Source organism: Nostoc mirabile CHAB5784 (assembly GCF_020829645.1).
GTDB classification, from domain to species: Bacteria; Cyanobacteriota; Cyanobacteriia; order Cyanobacteriales; family Nostocaceae; genus Nostoc; species Nostoc mirabile.
Genome location: NZ_JAIVFS010000024.1, coordinates 28,995 through 43,140 on the forward strand (window position 1 = coordinate 28,995; position 14,146 = coordinate 43,140).

Genomic DNA, 14,146 nt, shown 5'->3' on the forward strand with positions numbered 1-14,146 from the left:
TAATTATTCGGTCATTCCCAGTCTATGACTGGGAACAAGGCGAACTCCTAACTCCTGTACAGACGCGATTAATCGCGTCTCTACTCAATACTCCTGTACAGACGCGATTAATCGCGTCTCTACTCAATACTCCTGTACAGACGCGATTAATCGCGTCTCTACACCTTCCCCGCCACAACCGAGTTTTTCTTCAAAAGTTCCACTGCTGCTTGATATTGCAAATCCGCTTCCGTGCCAATCTGGTCACGGTTAATTGGATCTTGGGAAATCACTTTATCTGGCTTAATACCTAGTTTATTGATATCCCGGTGTTGAGGAGTTTCATACTTAGCAATTGTAACTGCCAAGCCCGAACCATCTGATAATTCAAATAAAGATTGAATTAGTCCCTTACCAAAGGTGGTTTCGCCTACCAACTGGGCACGACCATTATCTTGGAGTGCGCCAGCGAGGATTTCACTAGCACTGGCAGTTCCTTGATTCACCAAAATCACCAGAGGATCGGTCGTCAGGGGTGGCCCAAAGGCTTCAAAACTACCTTGAATACCTTGTCGGTTCACAGTGTAGACGATAGTACCAGAGTCTAACCACAGACGGGCGATTTCAATTCCTGATTGTAATAACCCCCCAGGATTATTTCGTAAATCTAGAATGTAGGCAGCAGCGCCTTTTTTTTCTAGACTAGAAATAGCGTGTGCCAATTCCGTTGAGGCGTTGGCATTGAATTGAGTAAGACGAAGGTAGCCAATGGGCGTACCCTCAGCAGAAACACGCAAATCTGAAACCACAGGGTTAAGAGCAATGCGATCGCGTGTCAGTCTAATTTCCGTTTCTGCCTCTCCGTCCCGTTCGATCAGGAGAGTAACAAGGCTGCCACTGGGGCCCCGCATTTTAGTTGCAGCTTCATCTAGGGTAAGATTTTTTGTGGAAACGCCTTCAATTTTGAGAATGCGATCGCGTGGTCTAATTCCCGCTTTATCTGCTGGTGAACCTGCTATGGGAGCAACTACTTCCAAGTTCCCAGTCTCAGGATTTAGGGCAATTTGCAATCCTACCCCAGTAAGTTCGCCAGAAGTATTGACCTGTAAGCTGCGGTACTGTTCTGGATCTAAAAAGCGGGTAAAAGGATCGTCGAGGCTCTTGAGCATCTTCCCAATTGCCGCATAACTGGCATTTGAGTCTGTCAGTGGCTTCTCCAGAACCTTTTGCCGGACTGCTGCCCAGTTTTGATGATTAAACGTCTCATCTAGATAAGTGCGATTAACAATTCGCCAAACTTCCGAAACCAGCTTTTGTTCCGTCGTCAAAGCCATCGCCGGCTGCGTGAGCGTACCCAACGCCAACCAAAACGCCATTAACAATGAAAATCCAACCCGAAAGACTTGTTTGTTCATGAACCCCATTATCAATTTCACCTCAACCCAAATTGCCTAGAAATGCCCACTTGCCCTGTTGTTGATGAAATCTATCTCTCGATTATGTTACTTTTTTTATAGAAGTGGTGTATTCCTCTCATCAAGTTGTTCAGTCAACTGATGCGTTGTATCCACTCATCAAAGGATAAAATCTACTTTATGTCCACCATTTTCTGTGCAGGGGCGTAAAGAGATCGCAATATATTCCTTCTTTACAGAGTGTAAAGTTTCTGAAGACTCTTAGCACGCCAAAAGCTGACAAGCAAACAAAACTCGCCTTTACTAAAATCCCAAAATTGCTAATTGGGAGAGAAGTCACGAGCGGCGGCTTATGAGAAGTCCATAGACAATTCTGCTGCTACCCTAGCCTGTGGCACAACACCTTTGTCGAACGGGAAAACCTAAAGGCAAACTCACAGGATGCCGAGGCTTGAGATCATCAGAATTTTGGTCGCCGATTCAGAACTTCGGGATTTATCAACCGCAACCGACTTTTAGGAACTTGAGATTGTATGGCCAACGTTTCCGACTGGTTTGAGGAACGCCTAGAGATTCAGGCACTCGCCGAAGACGTTACTAGTAAGTACGTCCCTCCCCACGTCAACATCTTCTACTGTTTGGGTGGAATTACCCTGGTTTGCTTTCTCATCCAGTTTGCCACTGGATTTGCGATGACGTTCTACTACAGACCAACAGTCACTGAAGCTTTCTCCTCTGTGGAATACATCATGAATGAGGTAAGCTTCGGTTGGCTAATTCGCTCCATCCATCGCTGGTCTGCCAGCATGATGGTATTGATGATGATTTTGCACACCTTCCGGGTTTATCTGACTGGTGGTTTCAAAAAGCCCCGCGAACTGACCTGGATAAGTGGTGTCATCCTAGCTGTGATTACAGTCTCCTTTGGAGTCACAGGCTATTCCTTACCTTGGGATCAAATTGGCTACTGGGCTGTGAAAATCGTTAGCGGCGTACCAGAAGCAATTCCCGTGGTTGGCGTTCTAATCTCCGACTTGCTACGCGGCGGTTCGAGTGTTGGTCAAGCAACACTAACTCGTTACTATAGCGCACACACCTTTGTATTGCCTTGGTTGATTGCAGTTTTCATGCTGTTTCACTTCTTGATGATCCGCAAACAAGGCATTTCTGGGCCTTTGTAATCTCAGTTATTCGCGAAAGGCAACATTTGTCAGTTTTCAGATGAAGTTGTTTGTTCTAAACTTATGAAACACAAGAAATTAATTGTACATAAGTTCCAAAAAACAAACACTTGTATCTGAAGGCTAAAGCTGTAGAGACTCTCCAGGCGGCTAAGTGTAAATAGACAAACGCTGTTTGCCGCCTGCTAGGGTTGCCTAGTACCGCAAGGCGGAAGTCAAAAGTTAACACTGAGCGACTTGCCTTGAGCCTTGGGAGAGCGTAGCCGACTTGTACTGAGCTTGTCCTGAGCGTAGCCGACTTGTACTGAGCGGCGTCGAAGTAAGGGCGGCGTCGAAGTAAGGGCGCAGTCGAAAGGAGTCGAAGTGTTACGCATTCAAAAGTCACACATGCTTAAATTTTGGGCTTTCTGACTGTAATGAAATGTAGGTTTATTTCCGCCGACCTGTACTAGTAGCTGATAGTTTTCACAAATGCTTTAATTTAACTTAAGCAGGAGAGCATATTTCAAAATGTCAACACAAAAAAAACCTGACCTGAGCGATCCTCAGTTAAGAGCCAAACTAGCCAAAGGCATGGGTCACAACTACTATGGTGAACCCGCTTGGCCTAATGACCTACTTTACGTCTTTCCAATCGTGATCATGGGTTCCTTCGCTGCGATTGTGGCTCTAGCTGTGCTAGATCCCGCTATGACCGGTGAACCAGCAAATCCTTTCGCCACACCATTGGAAATTTTGCCAGAATGGTACTTGTATCCAGTCTTCCAAATTTTGCGATCGCTTCCTAACAAACTTTTAGGAGTGTTAGCAATGGGTTCAGTACCAGTGGGGCTAATCCTCGTTCCCTTTATTGAGAACGTTAATAAGTTCCAAAACCCCTTCCGTCGTCCAGTTGCAACCACAGTGTTCCTCTTTGGTACCCTTGTCACTTTGTGGCTGGGTATTGGTGCTGCCTTGCCATTGGATAAATCTTTGACCTTGGGACTATTCTAAATTAGTCACCACAAAGTGCTTTGACGCCTGTGAGTTTTAAAAGCAGATGCAGATGTGCTTTTGAAAAAAATTTACAGGCGTCAATTTTAATAATTCAGATTGCATCTGGGATCTGAAGTTTTAGATGGAAAAGCTATTCCAAAATCTAAAATCACCAAAAAGTCATCAACTACAAACATTTTTCACTTACTTAACGTAAGTTGCTAGTTACAATTCTCGAAATGCCAAAATCGTTCATGTTTTGTCTTTTGGGACATAGAATATCTCAATTTAGATTTTTCTATATCAGAGAAATTCTGCGAATAGTGCAAAATTTAATAACTAGCAACTTGGGTTTACTTATATTTAAGTCACAGTTAATGTTTAGCATAGTGCAGCAAGACCATCTGACGGTTAAGAGCGAACTCAGTCTCCTAAACCAGGTGCAAGAATGGTTCGAGCAATTTTGTCTGCAACATTTGTCTCAACTTGGCTGGTCAAAAACCCAACTTGATCGCCTAAATTTAGCATTAGCAGAAGGCTTTACCAACGCTGTTCGTCACGCTCATCATGCTTTACCCCCAGAAACAACCATTGAAATTAACATTTATCTGTGGATTGACCGACTAGAGATTAGAATTTGGGATTATGGAAAACCTTTCAATCCTGATGCGATCGCAGAGCCAGAGCCAGGTACGCTGCAAGTAGGTGGGTATGGATGGTTTCTCCTGAGGCGGTTGGCTGATCGTGTTGTATACGAGCGTGGTGCAGATGGTAGAAATTGCCTCCTCATCGTTAAATACTCTGTAGAAGCACAAAAGTAAAAGTAAAGCAGTCAGCCCCTTCAGCAAAGTCAAAAGTCAAAAGTCAAAAATAAAGGAAGGTAAGAATACTTCTGATACCAATTTTGGGTTTTGAGCAAAGGCGTAGCGTAGGGAAGGAGTACCAGGGTACGAAGGCTTGTCTTGTCTAGCAGATGTTGCACGTAGCTTGATTATAATTACGAGTAGGACAAACAAAACTTCTCCTTCTCCTATAGTCGCCGCGCAAGGGGTGGAACTTTTTCCCAAAGTTGAGCCATTCACTTAAAAACAGAAGCACAAGGGAACTGTTTGCTCAAATATGTAGTTATTTGATTGATAAAAGTATACTCCTTTTTCAATATTATCTGGATTGGAGTAATATGTTTTTTACGTAAAATTGCTTGTTTATTATGAGCATTTTGTAAAATAAAGAATATTGTTGTATAAAAAGAATTAATGAATCCAGTAAAGATAACATTCGAGCTAGACTAGCTCTTTTGTTAAGATTTGTCAGCAGTGTTGAGAGTCTTAATTTATGTTCTCCAACAAGTGCCATTTTGTGCTTAAAGAGATAGAGGAAATAGAGGACAAAATATGATTAAGACAGCCCTAATTACAGGAATTACTGGTCAAGATGGCTACTATCTCAGCCATTTGCTCCTCAACCGTGGTTATCGAGTTGTAGGATTAGTACCCCCACATCGACAACCTAATTTGACAAAACTAGGAACACTGGCAAATCAAGTAGAAATTTATACGGTTGACTTGAGGGATAATGCGGCGCTGTTGACCGCAGTTGAACAGCTGCGTCCCCAAGAAATTTACAATTTGGCGGCTCCGAGTTTTGTACCGGATTCTTGGAACGATCCATTAGGAACCCTGGATCTGATAACTGGTACGGCTACAAGGCTTTTGGAAGCAGTACGACAGGTTGGTTTGTCTACCAGGTTTTATCAAGCCAGCAGCTCAGAAATGTTTGGCGATGTATTTATTTCGCCTCAAGATGAAGAAACGCCTTTTCGCCCCAAAAATCCCTATGCTGCGGCCAAGATGCACGCCCACTGGACAATGGTGCATCACAGACAGCGCTATGGGCTATTTGCCTGTAGTGGAATTTTATATAACCATGAGTCTCCTCTACGACCACCTCAGTTTGTTACACGCAAAGTTTCTTTGGCGGCTGCATCGATTAAATTGGGTTTAACTGACACCTTGGAAATGGGTAACCTAGATGCCAAACGCGATTGGGGCTTTGCTGGAGATTACGTAGAAGCAATGTGGTTAATGTTGCAAGTCGATGAACCAGAAGAATATGTGATTGGCACTGGTAAACTGCACAGTGTTAGAGATTTAGTTGCCGCAGCCTTTGAGTCTGTCGGATTAGATTGGACACAGCATATAGTTTTAAATACGAGCTTATTGCGACAAGATGAGCATTTTCAACTAGTAGCTAACCCCAGTAAAGCTAAAATAAACCTTGGTTGGGAACCCCAAGTGAGCTTTGAGGAACTTTTAGAAAAAATGGTAAAAACAGATTTAGAGCGGTTACAAAGCGGTGCGATCGCGCCCTTACCGCGAGTGTAAATAACCTAACATGCATATCACTACAGTGACAGAAAACCTCAAGTTAGGTGATAAAATTAACAAAAAAACTAATCATGTCTTCGTGTTTTTAGAAATTTTTGCCCACGAAGGCGGTATCCAATCATATATAAAAGATATTTTTCGCGCCTATCTGGGATTGAGCCAAGCCTACAAAGCGGAAGTCTTTTTGCTGCGAGATAGTCCTGATAGCTTAAATCCGTTTGAAGACAAGAACTTAAAATTTCATTACTTTAAAAATCAGTCTCCCCAAATAGGAAGACTGCAAATGGCAGCAGCTTTACTCAAGTGTCTGTTGCAAAGCCGTCCGCAACAAGTTTTCTGCGGTCATATTAACTTAGCACTATTAGTACAAACTCTTTGCCAGCCCTTGGGGATTCCTTACACCGTGCTAACTTACGGCAAAGAAGTCTGGGAACCGCTCAAAAATCAAGAACGTCGTGCCCTGACATCAGCAGCTGGAATTTGGACAATTAGTCGTTACAGCCGCGATCGCGCTTGTGCTGCTAATAGTCTAAACCCGAAAATGGTACAGATGATGCCTTGTGCAATTGATGGGGATAAATTTACTCCTGGTTCCAAGCAGCCAGAATTAGGAAAGAAGTATGGCTTAACTGGTGCTAAGGTGTTAATGACAGTAGCGCGGTTATGGTCAGGGGATATTTACAAAGGTGTAGATGTAACAATTCGGGCATTACCACAAATCGCTCAGGTTTTCCCAGAAGTGAAATATTTGGTAATTGGTCGCGGCGATGACCAACCGCGATTAGCTAAACTAGCTGCATATTTAGGTGTGAGCGATCGCGTCGTATTTGCTGGTTTCGTTGCCACAGAAGAATTAATGGAACATTACCGCCTTGCTGATGCCTATATTATGCCTTCGCAAGAAGGCTTTGGCATTGTTTATCTGGAAGCAATGGCTTGTGGAGTGCCTGTATTATCCGGTAACGACGATGGTTCAGCTGATCCTTTGCAAGATGGTAAACTGGGATGGCGAGTCCCACACCGCAGTCCTGATGCGGTAGCAACGGCTTGTATAGAAATGCTTCAAGGGAATGACCAGCGATGTAATGGAAAGTGGCTACGAGAACAAGCGATCGCTCTGTTTGGCATAGATGCCTTTCAACAGCACTTGCAAAAAATTCTTCTATCCTCAGTAATAAAGTCCATTTGAGTCCAAATGACAAATGACCAATAACTAAAATCGCTATCCTAGAAGGAGAGCAGGACGACATTTAAAAAATGAGCTTTAAGTCATTTCAATTGAATCTTTTAAATCTCCGCCCTTGGCTTACCCTGCTGGCAGTTATTTGGTTGCTGGCATCACTGGGCTTGGGTTGGTTGGTTAATTCGTTGCTAATTATTGTCGGGTTGCTGTTTTTAGCACCCATTGTGGCTTTTTTTGGCTTTCGTTGGTGGCTGCAACGTAACTTGGTTGCAGACCAGTGTCCCGTCTGTAGATATGAATTTACAGGTTTAAATAACAGTCAGTTGCAGTGTCCTAACTGTGGGGAGTCACTATTAGTACAAAATAGTCATTTTCAGCGCTTCACACCAGAAGGCACAATTGATGTCAAAGCTGTGGAAGTCCCAGCCAAATCACTGGAAGATTAGTCATTAGTCATTAGTCATTGGTCATTGGTCATTAGCAAAGGACAAATGACTAGTGACAAAGGACAAATGACTATTTATTTGTTTGTTGCGAGATTGAGAGGGTGTAGTTAAAGCTTGGCTTTTCTTGGGATAGTTCGCCCACAAACAGCGAGTATGTTCCTGCCTGCCAGAAACCAGAAAGTTCTGGCTTGCCTCCAGAATATTTATCTGCCATTACACAAAAGCGTCCCCCAGGCCCATCGATCAACAGCGTTGGCTTCCCTTCACTCTCTACTGTTAATCGCAAATAAGGTAGTGATTCTGTAACCTGGATAACTTGATTAGGCTCAGTGGTAATATTGCCACAATTACTTTTGACAGTTCCCCCAGACTTTCCCTTCAAAACCAGTGGATCTGCTTGGAGATTCCGATTAATTTGGATTGTTGGTTTCTGTGCCAAATTAGTCTGGGCGAAAACCAAACTCATCGCCAAAGCTGTGGGAACAATTGTAAGTAGCCTAAGCGTTTTCATTTTAATTAATGCTCCAGATTTTTTCTAGAGCAATATTGTTATATGGTGATGATTTATATAGACGGCAGCAATCCGTCTTAGTTCCAAAAGGTGTCGTATAAAGCAATACTATTCATCTCAGGATTTCTTGTGAATATTTCATGGGTGTAAAGACCATTAATCGTGCAAATTATCTATGTGTGGTGGCGCTTTTGCACCAAAATATTCTACCCTATATTCTGCCCTTCAATCCGTAACACGCAAAAATTCCAAAAATCATCATAATTTTTACTGCCCAGAAAGGTATTGCACACACAGACATTAGCTAAAATCACTAAGACAACCACCAAAAATAGAATTTGTTGGTCTGTTGTGGAATAAGTGACATAGCTGAGGTAGAAAAGATTGATGAATCCTCAAAGAGAAGAAGACTTGCAGCGTCGCCTCAATAAGCTAGAGGCAGAGATTAATTGTTCGCCTGAAGTGGTTCCCCAACCACAAGAGCAAAAACAGACTGAGGCATCTGTTTTTGCCAAGTTTAACTTGCAACTGGAGCGATTTCAGATTTGGTTCAACAGCTTATCTGGGACAAAAAAGCTGGTAGTTTCGGGTGTGACCGTGGTAGTAGGCTTGGCGATGCTGCAAGCAGTGTTTAAACTGGTTGCATCTGTAATTAGTCTGGCACTTTTGGCAGTGTTAGTGTATGTTGGATACAAAATTTTTGTGTCTAGTAGCTTTCAACGTAAGTAATAAGCTGATATGCATTTACTTTGCATACCTGTAGTTATGAAAGTCAGGAGCCATGATACAAAAGGCTCCTGACTTATAGCTGCAAAATTCTATTTCACTTTTTGCCGGTTAGCTTAGTCTATTTTAACTGTGCCGATCGCGGCGTATAAATAATGTCAAAGGAAATTATGCGATGACGACACCAATTATCAAAAGAAGTAATCAATCTGATCAGTCAAAACAACCAGAAAGAGCCAATTCGCTGCTGCTAGCAAGCAGGCGGTTTGCTGCTTGGGCGGCTGAAATCACACTAGTGGTTAGCAGTGGGTTGATTCCCTTCGGCATTGGTGTCTATGCCAATTCTAGAAGCGATTTTAACCGAGTGCCCCTTAACCCCGTATTGGTAGTTACAGAAAGAACGATCGCTAGACCCCTGGCTCTACCTGTTAGCTATGGCATCCGTAACGTGGCATGGCCGACTAATATTTTGTGGACAATTGCCCTGTTAGCACCTGTAACTCTCTCATGGTGGCAATTGTATTTACTGGCTAAGAGTGGTAGCACAATTCCTAAACGTTGGTTAAAAGTGCGGGTTGTCAACGAGCAAGGAAGGCCACCTGGTTTGGGGGCAGTGGTGATTAGAGAAGGAGTTGGGCGTTGGACTGTACCCATTTCCATCGCCTATCTGCTGTGGCGCTACAGCTTTGCTTTTCCTAATTTAGGATTATTCACATTTTTGTCTTTGTTAATGATTGTAGGTGAAGGGATAGGCTTACCGTCGCGCCGGGGGCGTCGCGCATTGCACGATCAACTTGCAGGCACTTATACAATAGATGCGACTCGCCCCTTGCCATCCTCACTTTTAGCTAACAACAAACAAGCTGAGTCTACTGGCGGTAATGATGAAGCCGAAGAATGGCAGGAGGGAGAAGAATTAGCGGCAGCCGAAACCAACCAGTCGCCTAATCTGTGGCGGCGGATACAGCAAAATCCTAATCTGACTTTGTTTGGGATAGGGCTTACGAGTATGACTGCTGTGTTGGCAACTTTAATAGGCACTCAAGTTTATATCCAAATTCAACAATCCCAGCGATCAACCGAGAAAATCAACAGGGAACAGTTCCTCGAACTTCGCAACCAATTGAATTCCAACTCTGGGGCGACTAATGAGCAACGCCAAAGTGCAATTCTGGCTATGGGTGGCATTAATGACCCACAGTCCATTAAATTTCTGGCGGATGTCTTGGTTAGCGAAACCAACCCCAGCCTCCTGGATACGATTCAACAAGCTTTGACAACTGTTGGCCCCCAAGCCATCCCGGAACTAAAAAATAAAAATCAGTTTTTGGTTAGCGAACTAGAGTCTGTGGGTAGCACTGCAACCCAAGAACAGGAATTACGGCAAGGGCGGCTACAAAGAAACCAGCGGACGATCAACAAGATTCTCTCTGTTTACAGTGGTAAAATCGAGGGCGTTGACCTTAGTAGCACCCAATTAGGTCAAAGTGGGACTCCAGGAAGTTCCTTCTTCAACTTGGTACTAGACAACCTTGATTTATCAGGAGTTAAGTTTAGATCTGCAAATCTTAACCAAGCCAGCTTTAAGGGTAGCCGCTTTCGAGGCGTAGGTGAAGATGGACGCTGGGATACCTATGATGATGTAATGGCTGATTTAAGCCAAGCTCAGTTGCAGCAAGCTAATCTTACTGATGCTAATCTCAGTCGCGTTTTGATGAACCGGATCGATTTGAGCCGCGCCACTCTCAACAGAGCCAACTTATCCAACGCCCGTCTATATGAAGCTAAACTCAACAGCGCCCAACTAGTAGGAGCCGATCTGCGAAACGCTGTTTTGGAAAAAGCCAGCTTGACTGGAGCAGATTTAGGCGATGCTAAATTGAACGAAGCCAATCTGTACGGTGCGCGTTTAGGTCGCGCCACTGCCATAGGAACGCAATTATCGTTTGCCAATTTAACTAATACTGATTGGCAAGGGGCAGATTTATCAGGAGCCTATTTGGATCGTGCTAATCTCAGCAATGCTAACTTGAGTGCCACTCGTCTAGCTGGTGCTGTTTTGCGTTTTGCCCAGATGGAAAACGCTAACTTGCAAAATGCCGACCTGAGTCTTGCAGATTTACGGGGGGCAAATGTCGCCGGAGCAGATTTTAAGGGGGCAATTCTCGCTCCTAATAAACAAGATCCAGCAGATCAATTTGTAGAAACCCCAGATTTAGGCTCAGTATCTGCCGTAGTCCAAGGGGTTGATTTTTCTAAAGCCAAAAATTTAGATCCCAAGCAAGTAGCATACATTTGTACTCAAGGAGGCATTCATTCTAGTTGCCCGTAGAATGGAGGGGCAGGGAGCAGGGGAGGCAGGGGAGGATGAGGGAGACAAGGCGAATAATCAATGCCCAATGCCCAATGCCCAATGCCCAATGCCTAATGCCAAATGACTAATGACTAATGACTAATGACTAATTGGTGTGAGGAGTTCGGTTATGAAATTTATTCCATATTTGGTTTCAGTTTTGGGGGCTGGCTTGGTCTTGAGTCTGGCAAGTAGTAAACCAGCACAAGCTCAAGTAGCCTATGGCAGTTATATCGGTATAGGCCCCGCTATTGGTTTTACTGACGGTATCCAATTGGGGGGGGTTATAGCCGGTCGCTACAAGCTTTTGGAAGCACCGATTTCACTGCGTGCCCAAGTGTTAGTTGGTAATAATACGGCAGTTGTGCCAACGGTTTCTTACGATTTTCCCCTCAACTGGCAAGCTGATGCTTACCTGGGTGCTGGGTTAGTGTTGGCTGGTGGTGGTGGATCTTCTCCTGTGGGCGACAAAATTAGTTTTGCTTTACAACCGGGCATTGATTATATGATCCCAAATAGCAATACTGTGCTTTTTGGCAACGCCATTATCGCTTTTGATGCCTACCGTGATAGCGGTGGTACAGCTATCTCTGTACAAGGTGGTGTTGGTTTGAGATTTTAAGGGGCAAAGAAAAATACTGCGATCGCTATCCCTATCCCGCTATAAGCGTTAAACTTCATTGCAAATTAAGAAGTTAGTCCAAACAACGTGATACTTTTTGGTCATGAAGAGAGACAGCATAGGATTAACACAGGAGAACACAGTGGCAATGGAATCAAATTTATTAACGAATGCAAGCGCAGATGAAATGAATCAAGATTTCAGTGAATATGTCGCCAACCTGCAACTTCACATGACTCTGCAAGCTCGCAATCTTGTTCCAACCCTGAAGCAAACATTGGTAGATAGTCGCCAGCAATTACTCCATCAAACCCAAGCCCACTTTGAAAAGCTAGTTTCTCGACAAGGGCTATAAAATATATACAAATTTTAATCAAAATTCCAATAAAATATAAGGCAGATGTTGTTGGGTTAATGCCAATGGTGTTCTCACAAGGTCTGCTTTTTCTGCTTTTTTAAGTATTGAGTTACTAAAATCACCCTTTTGGCGCTATAGTAAGGGGCAAAAAGCAGTTAATATTATTGCAGCAGTTCCTTTGAAGAGCAGTTAGTTAAGGCTAAATAGCGGCTCGAATAAAAATGACTTCATTACTTCCCAGAAACCTCAGCGTTGTTATCCGACCAGTCCAATACCGGGATCTGGACGGGATTGAGCGCATAACTCAAGAGTCATTCGCAGCCCTCACTCCCAAGGGAGCAGGTTTTGCCATCAGCCAGATGCTCATGCTGCGTCGCTGGTATGGATTACTCAAATTTTTGAGTTGGTTTCCTAACCCGCTACAGTATCGCCTCTGTGCCTACATAGCAGAGCAAGGGCGGATGCTTCTAGGGATGATTCAAGTGTCACCCTTTAACCGGACACGCAGCACTTGGCGCATTGATCAAGTGCTGTTAGAGCGTGGTGTCGATAAACAAGGAATTGGCTCCCAACTTTTGCGTCATTGCTTTGAATCGATTCTGGAAGCTCGCACTTGGTTACTGGAAGTTAACATCAATGACATAGAGGCACTGGCACTATATCGACAAAATGGATTCCAGCGTCTGGCAGAAATGACGTACTGGGAAATTGGGCCAGAATTACTGGCTGAATTAGCACAAGCAGAGCCAGACTTACCCAACCTTTTGCCAGTAAGTAATGCTGATGCCCAGTTGCTATATCAACTAGATACGGCTTCTATGCCACCTTTGGTACGTCAGGTTTTTGACCGTAACACCCGCGACTTTAAAACCAGTTTGTTCGGTGCTTTAACTGATGCGGTAATGCAATGGGTGAACAAAACAGAAGTAGTGAGTGGTTACGTATTTGAACCGCAACGCAAAGCTGCGATCGGCTATTTTCAGGTGCAACTTGACCGTAAGGGTGAAGTCCCCCACGTTGCAACGCTGACGGTTCATCCTGCTTATACCTGGCTGTATCCAGAATTATTATCTCAGCTGGCTCGTATTGCCCAAGATTTTCCCCAGCAAGGGTTACAACTCGCTTCCTCAGACTATCAGGCAGAGCGAGAAGAGTATTTGGAGCGAATTGGAGCAAAACGTATAGAACATACATTAGTGATGTCTCGCTCCGTGTGGCACAAGCTACGGGAGTCTAAATTCGTCTCCTTAGAAGGAATTCAGTGGACTGATATGCTGCAAGGTTTACAACCGGCACGTAAACCTATACCAGGTGGAATGTCATGGATACAACCAGGAAAGCTGCCATCTTCAGATAAACCACTGCAAAGCTTGTCAGAACCGATTAACTTTTCGGTAAAAAATCCTAGCATGGAAGCATCGCCGATTTCTGAATCAGCAGATGCACAGCAGGAGAATTAGCGTGATATCCCAGGAGCAACCAAAACCGTTTATTTCAGCGTTGGGGCTAGATTTTGGTCGCAAGCGCATTGGTGTGGCCGGGTGCGATCGCACGGGTTTAATTGCCACGGGGATTACCACAATTGAACGCACATCTTTTGAGCAGGATGTCGAGCAAATCCGGCAAATAGTTAATGAACGCGAGGTGCAAATCCTGGTAATGGGCTTACCTTATTCAATGGATGGCTCACTAGGATTTCAGGCGCGTCAAGTTCAAAAATTTACTATAAGACTTGCTAAAGCACTGAAACTGCCTGTGGAATATATGGATGAGCGATTAACTTCATATCAAGCAGAACAACTGCTGATAGCTGAGAACCGCTCCCCGTCACGCCATAAAGGTTTGATTGACCGCAAGGCAGCCGCTTTGATTTTACAACAATGGTTGGATGTTAAGCGTGCTAGTTCCCGCAGTTCAGTTGCGGCTATTGAATATTGATACCTTTTAACATGATATTCTGAAAACGATTAGCCAGCAGTTGTATCTACGTATAAAGCTATTTGGTTGACA

Annotated in this window: 14 protein-coding genes; 12 read left to right on the forward strand and 2 right to left on the reverse strand. The window is 44.0% G+C overall.

Annotation, left to right across the window (positions count from 1 at the left end; translation table 11 throughout):
• Positions 1 to 158 precede the first annotated feature (158 nt).
• Positions 159 to 1,403: a carboxyl-terminal processing protease CtpA gene (gene ctpA / locus LC653_RS17145; RefSeq protein WP_229495608.1), complete on the reverse strand. Its 1,245-nt coding sequence runs from the start codon at positions 1,401 to 1,403 to the stop codon at positions 159 to 161.
• A gap of 524 nt (positions 1,404 to 1,927) precedes the next feature.
• Here ctpA and petB point away from each other — a divergent pair.
• From petB to LC653_RS17175, 6 genes are all read left to right on the forward strand, one after another.
• Positions 1,928 to 2,575: a cytochrome b6 gene (gene petB / locus LC653_RS17150; protein ID WP_100900603.1), complete on the forward strand. Its 648-nt coding sequence runs from the start codon at positions 1,928 to 1,930 to the stop codon at positions 2,573 to 2,575.
• Positions 2,576 to 3,085: 510 nt separating this feature from the next.
• Positions 3,086 to 3,568 (forward strand): cytochrome b6-f complex subunit IV, encoded by a 483-nt coding sequence (gene petD, locus LC653_RS17155; protein ID WP_069068452.1) that lies wholly within the window; start codon positions 3,086 to 3,088, stop codon positions 3,566 to 3,568.
• A 359-nt stretch (positions 3,569 to 3,927) separates the two neighbouring features.
• Positions 3,928 to 4,371: an ATP-binding protein gene (locus tag LC653_RS17160; RefSeq protein WP_100903086.1), complete on the forward strand. Its 444-nt coding sequence runs from the start codon at positions 3,928 to 3,930 to the stop codon at positions 4,369 to 4,371.
• A 573-nt stretch (positions 4,372 to 4,944) separates the two neighbouring features.
• The gene (locus tag LC653_RS17165; protein WP_229495609.1) at positions 4,945 to 5,934 is read left to right on the forward strand and encodes a GDP-mannose 4,6-dehydratase; all 990 of its coding nucleotides are present in this window, start codon (positions 4,945 to 4,947) and stop codon (positions 5,932 to 5,934) included.
• Between the two features lie 10 nt (positions 5,935 to 5,944).
• Positions 5,945 to 7,126 (forward strand): glycosyltransferase, encoded by a 1,182-nt coding sequence (locus tag LC653_RS17170; RefSeq protein WP_229495610.1) that lies wholly within the window; start codon positions 5,945 to 5,947, stop codon positions 7,124 to 7,126.
• Between the two features lie 68 nt (positions 7,127 to 7,194).
• Positions 7,195 to 7,566: a hypothetical protein gene (locus tag LC653_RS17175; RefSeq protein WP_100900598.1), complete on the forward strand. Its 372-nt coding sequence runs from the start codon at positions 7,195 to 7,197 to the stop codon at positions 7,564 to 7,566.
• A 70-nt stretch (positions 7,567 to 7,636) separates the two neighbouring features.
• Here the strand turns inward: LC653_RS17175 and LC653_RS17180 are convergent, their stop codons facing one another.
• Positions 7,637 to 8,077: a hypothetical protein gene (locus LC653_RS17180; RefSeq protein WP_229495611.1), complete on the reverse strand. Its 441-nt coding sequence runs from the start codon at positions 8,075 to 8,077 to the stop codon at positions 7,637 to 7,639.
• A gap of 387 nt (positions 8,078 to 8,464) precedes the next feature.
• Between LC653_RS17180 and LC653_RS17185 the strand changes: the two genes are divergently transcribed.
• The 6 genes from LC653_RS17185 (at position 8,465) to ruvX (ending at position 14,074) form a co-directional block, all read left to right on the forward strand.
• Positions 8,465 to 8,806, forward strand: a complete 342-nt coding sequence (locus LC653_RS17185) for a hypothetical protein (protein ID WP_229495612.1) — start codon at positions 8,465 to 8,467, stop codon at positions 8,804 to 8,806.
• A gap of 172 nt (positions 8,807 to 8,978) precedes the next feature.
• A complete protein-coding gene (locus LC653_RS17190; RefSeq protein WP_229495613.1) occupies positions 8,979 to 11,135 on the forward strand; it encodes a pentapeptide repeat-containing protein in 2,157 nt (718 codons plus the stop codon).
• A gap of 151 nt (positions 11,136 to 11,286) precedes the next feature.
• The gene (locus LC653_RS17195; protein ID WP_229495614.1) at positions 11,287 to 11,778 is read left to right on the forward strand and encodes a hypothetical protein; all 492 of its coding nucleotides are present in this window, start codon (positions 11,287 to 11,289) and stop codon (positions 11,776 to 11,778) included.
• A gap of 148 nt (positions 11,779 to 11,926) precedes the next feature.
• A complete protein-coding gene (locus tag LC653_RS17200) occupies positions 11,927 to 12,133 on the forward strand; it encodes a hypothetical protein (protein WP_229457894.1) in 207 nt (68 codons plus the stop codon).
• Between the two features lie 224 nt (positions 12,134 to 12,357).
• Positions 12,358 to 13,596 (forward strand): GNAT family N-acetyltransferase, encoded by a 1,239-nt coding sequence (locus LC653_RS17205; protein ID WP_229495615.1) that lies wholly within the window; start codon positions 12,358 to 12,360, stop codon positions 13,594 to 13,596.
• Positions 13,577 to 14,074, forward strand: coding sequence for a Holliday junction resolvase RuvX (ruvX, locus tag LC653_RS17210; protein WP_229495616.1), 498 nt, complete (start codon positions 13,577 to 13,579; stop codon positions 14,072 to 14,074). The genes LC653_RS17205 and ruvX overlap by 20 nt, the downstream gene beginning before the upstream one ends.
• The last annotated feature ends 72 nt before the right edge of the window (positions 14,075 to 14,146 follow it).

Coding starts and splice junctions, on each gene's coding strand:
- ctpA (WP_229495608.1), bottom strand. CDS start 1,403: ATGGGGTTCATGAACAAACAAGTCTTTCGGGTTGGATTTTCATTGTTA.
- petB (WP_100900603.1), top strand. CDS start 1,928: ATGGCCAACGTTTCCGACTGGTTTGAGGAACGCCTAGAGATTCAGGCA.
- petD (WP_069068452.1), top strand. CDS start 3,086: ATGTCAACACAAAAAAAACCTGACCTGAGCGATCCTCAGTTAAGAGCC.
- LC653_RS17160 (WP_100903086.1), top strand. CDS start 3,928: ATGTTTAGCATAGTGCAGCAAGACCATCTGACGGTTAAGAGCGAACTC.
- LC653_RS17165 (WP_229495609.1), top strand. CDS start 4,945: ATGATTAAGACAGCCCTAATTACAGGAATTACTGGTCAAGATGGCTAC.
- LC653_RS17170 (WP_229495610.1), top strand. CDS start 5,945: ATGCATATCACTACAGTGACAGAAAACCTCAAGTTAGGTGATAAAATT.
- LC653_RS17175 (WP_100900598.1), top strand. CDS start 7,195: ATGAGCTTTAAGTCATTTCAATTGAATCTTTTAAATCTCCGCCCTTGG.
- LC653_RS17180 (WP_229495611.1), bottom strand. CDS start 8,077: ATGAAAACGCTTAGGCTACTTACAATTGTTCCCACAGCTTTGGCGATG.
- LC653_RS17185 (WP_229495612.1), top strand. CDS start 8,465: ATGAATCCTCAAAGAGAAGAAGACTTGCAGCGTCGCCTCAATAAGCTA.
- LC653_RS17190 (WP_229495613.1), top strand. CDS start 8,979: ATGACGACACCAATTATCAAAAGAAGTAATCAATCTGATCAGTCAAAA.
- LC653_RS17195 (WP_229495614.1), top strand. CDS start 11,287: ATGAAATTTATTCCATATTTGGTTTCAGTTTTGGGGGCTGGCTTGGTC.
- LC653_RS17200 (WP_229457894.1), top strand. CDS start 11,927: ATGGAATCAAATTTATTAACGAATGCAAGCGCAGATGAAATGAATCAA.
- LC653_RS17205 (WP_229495615.1), top strand. CDS start 12,358: ATGACTTCATTACTTCCCAGAAACCTCAGCGTTGTTATCCGACCAGTC.
- ruvX (WP_229495616.1), top strand. CDS start 13,577: ATGCACAGCAGGAGAATTAGCGTGATATCCCAGGAGCAACCAAAACCG.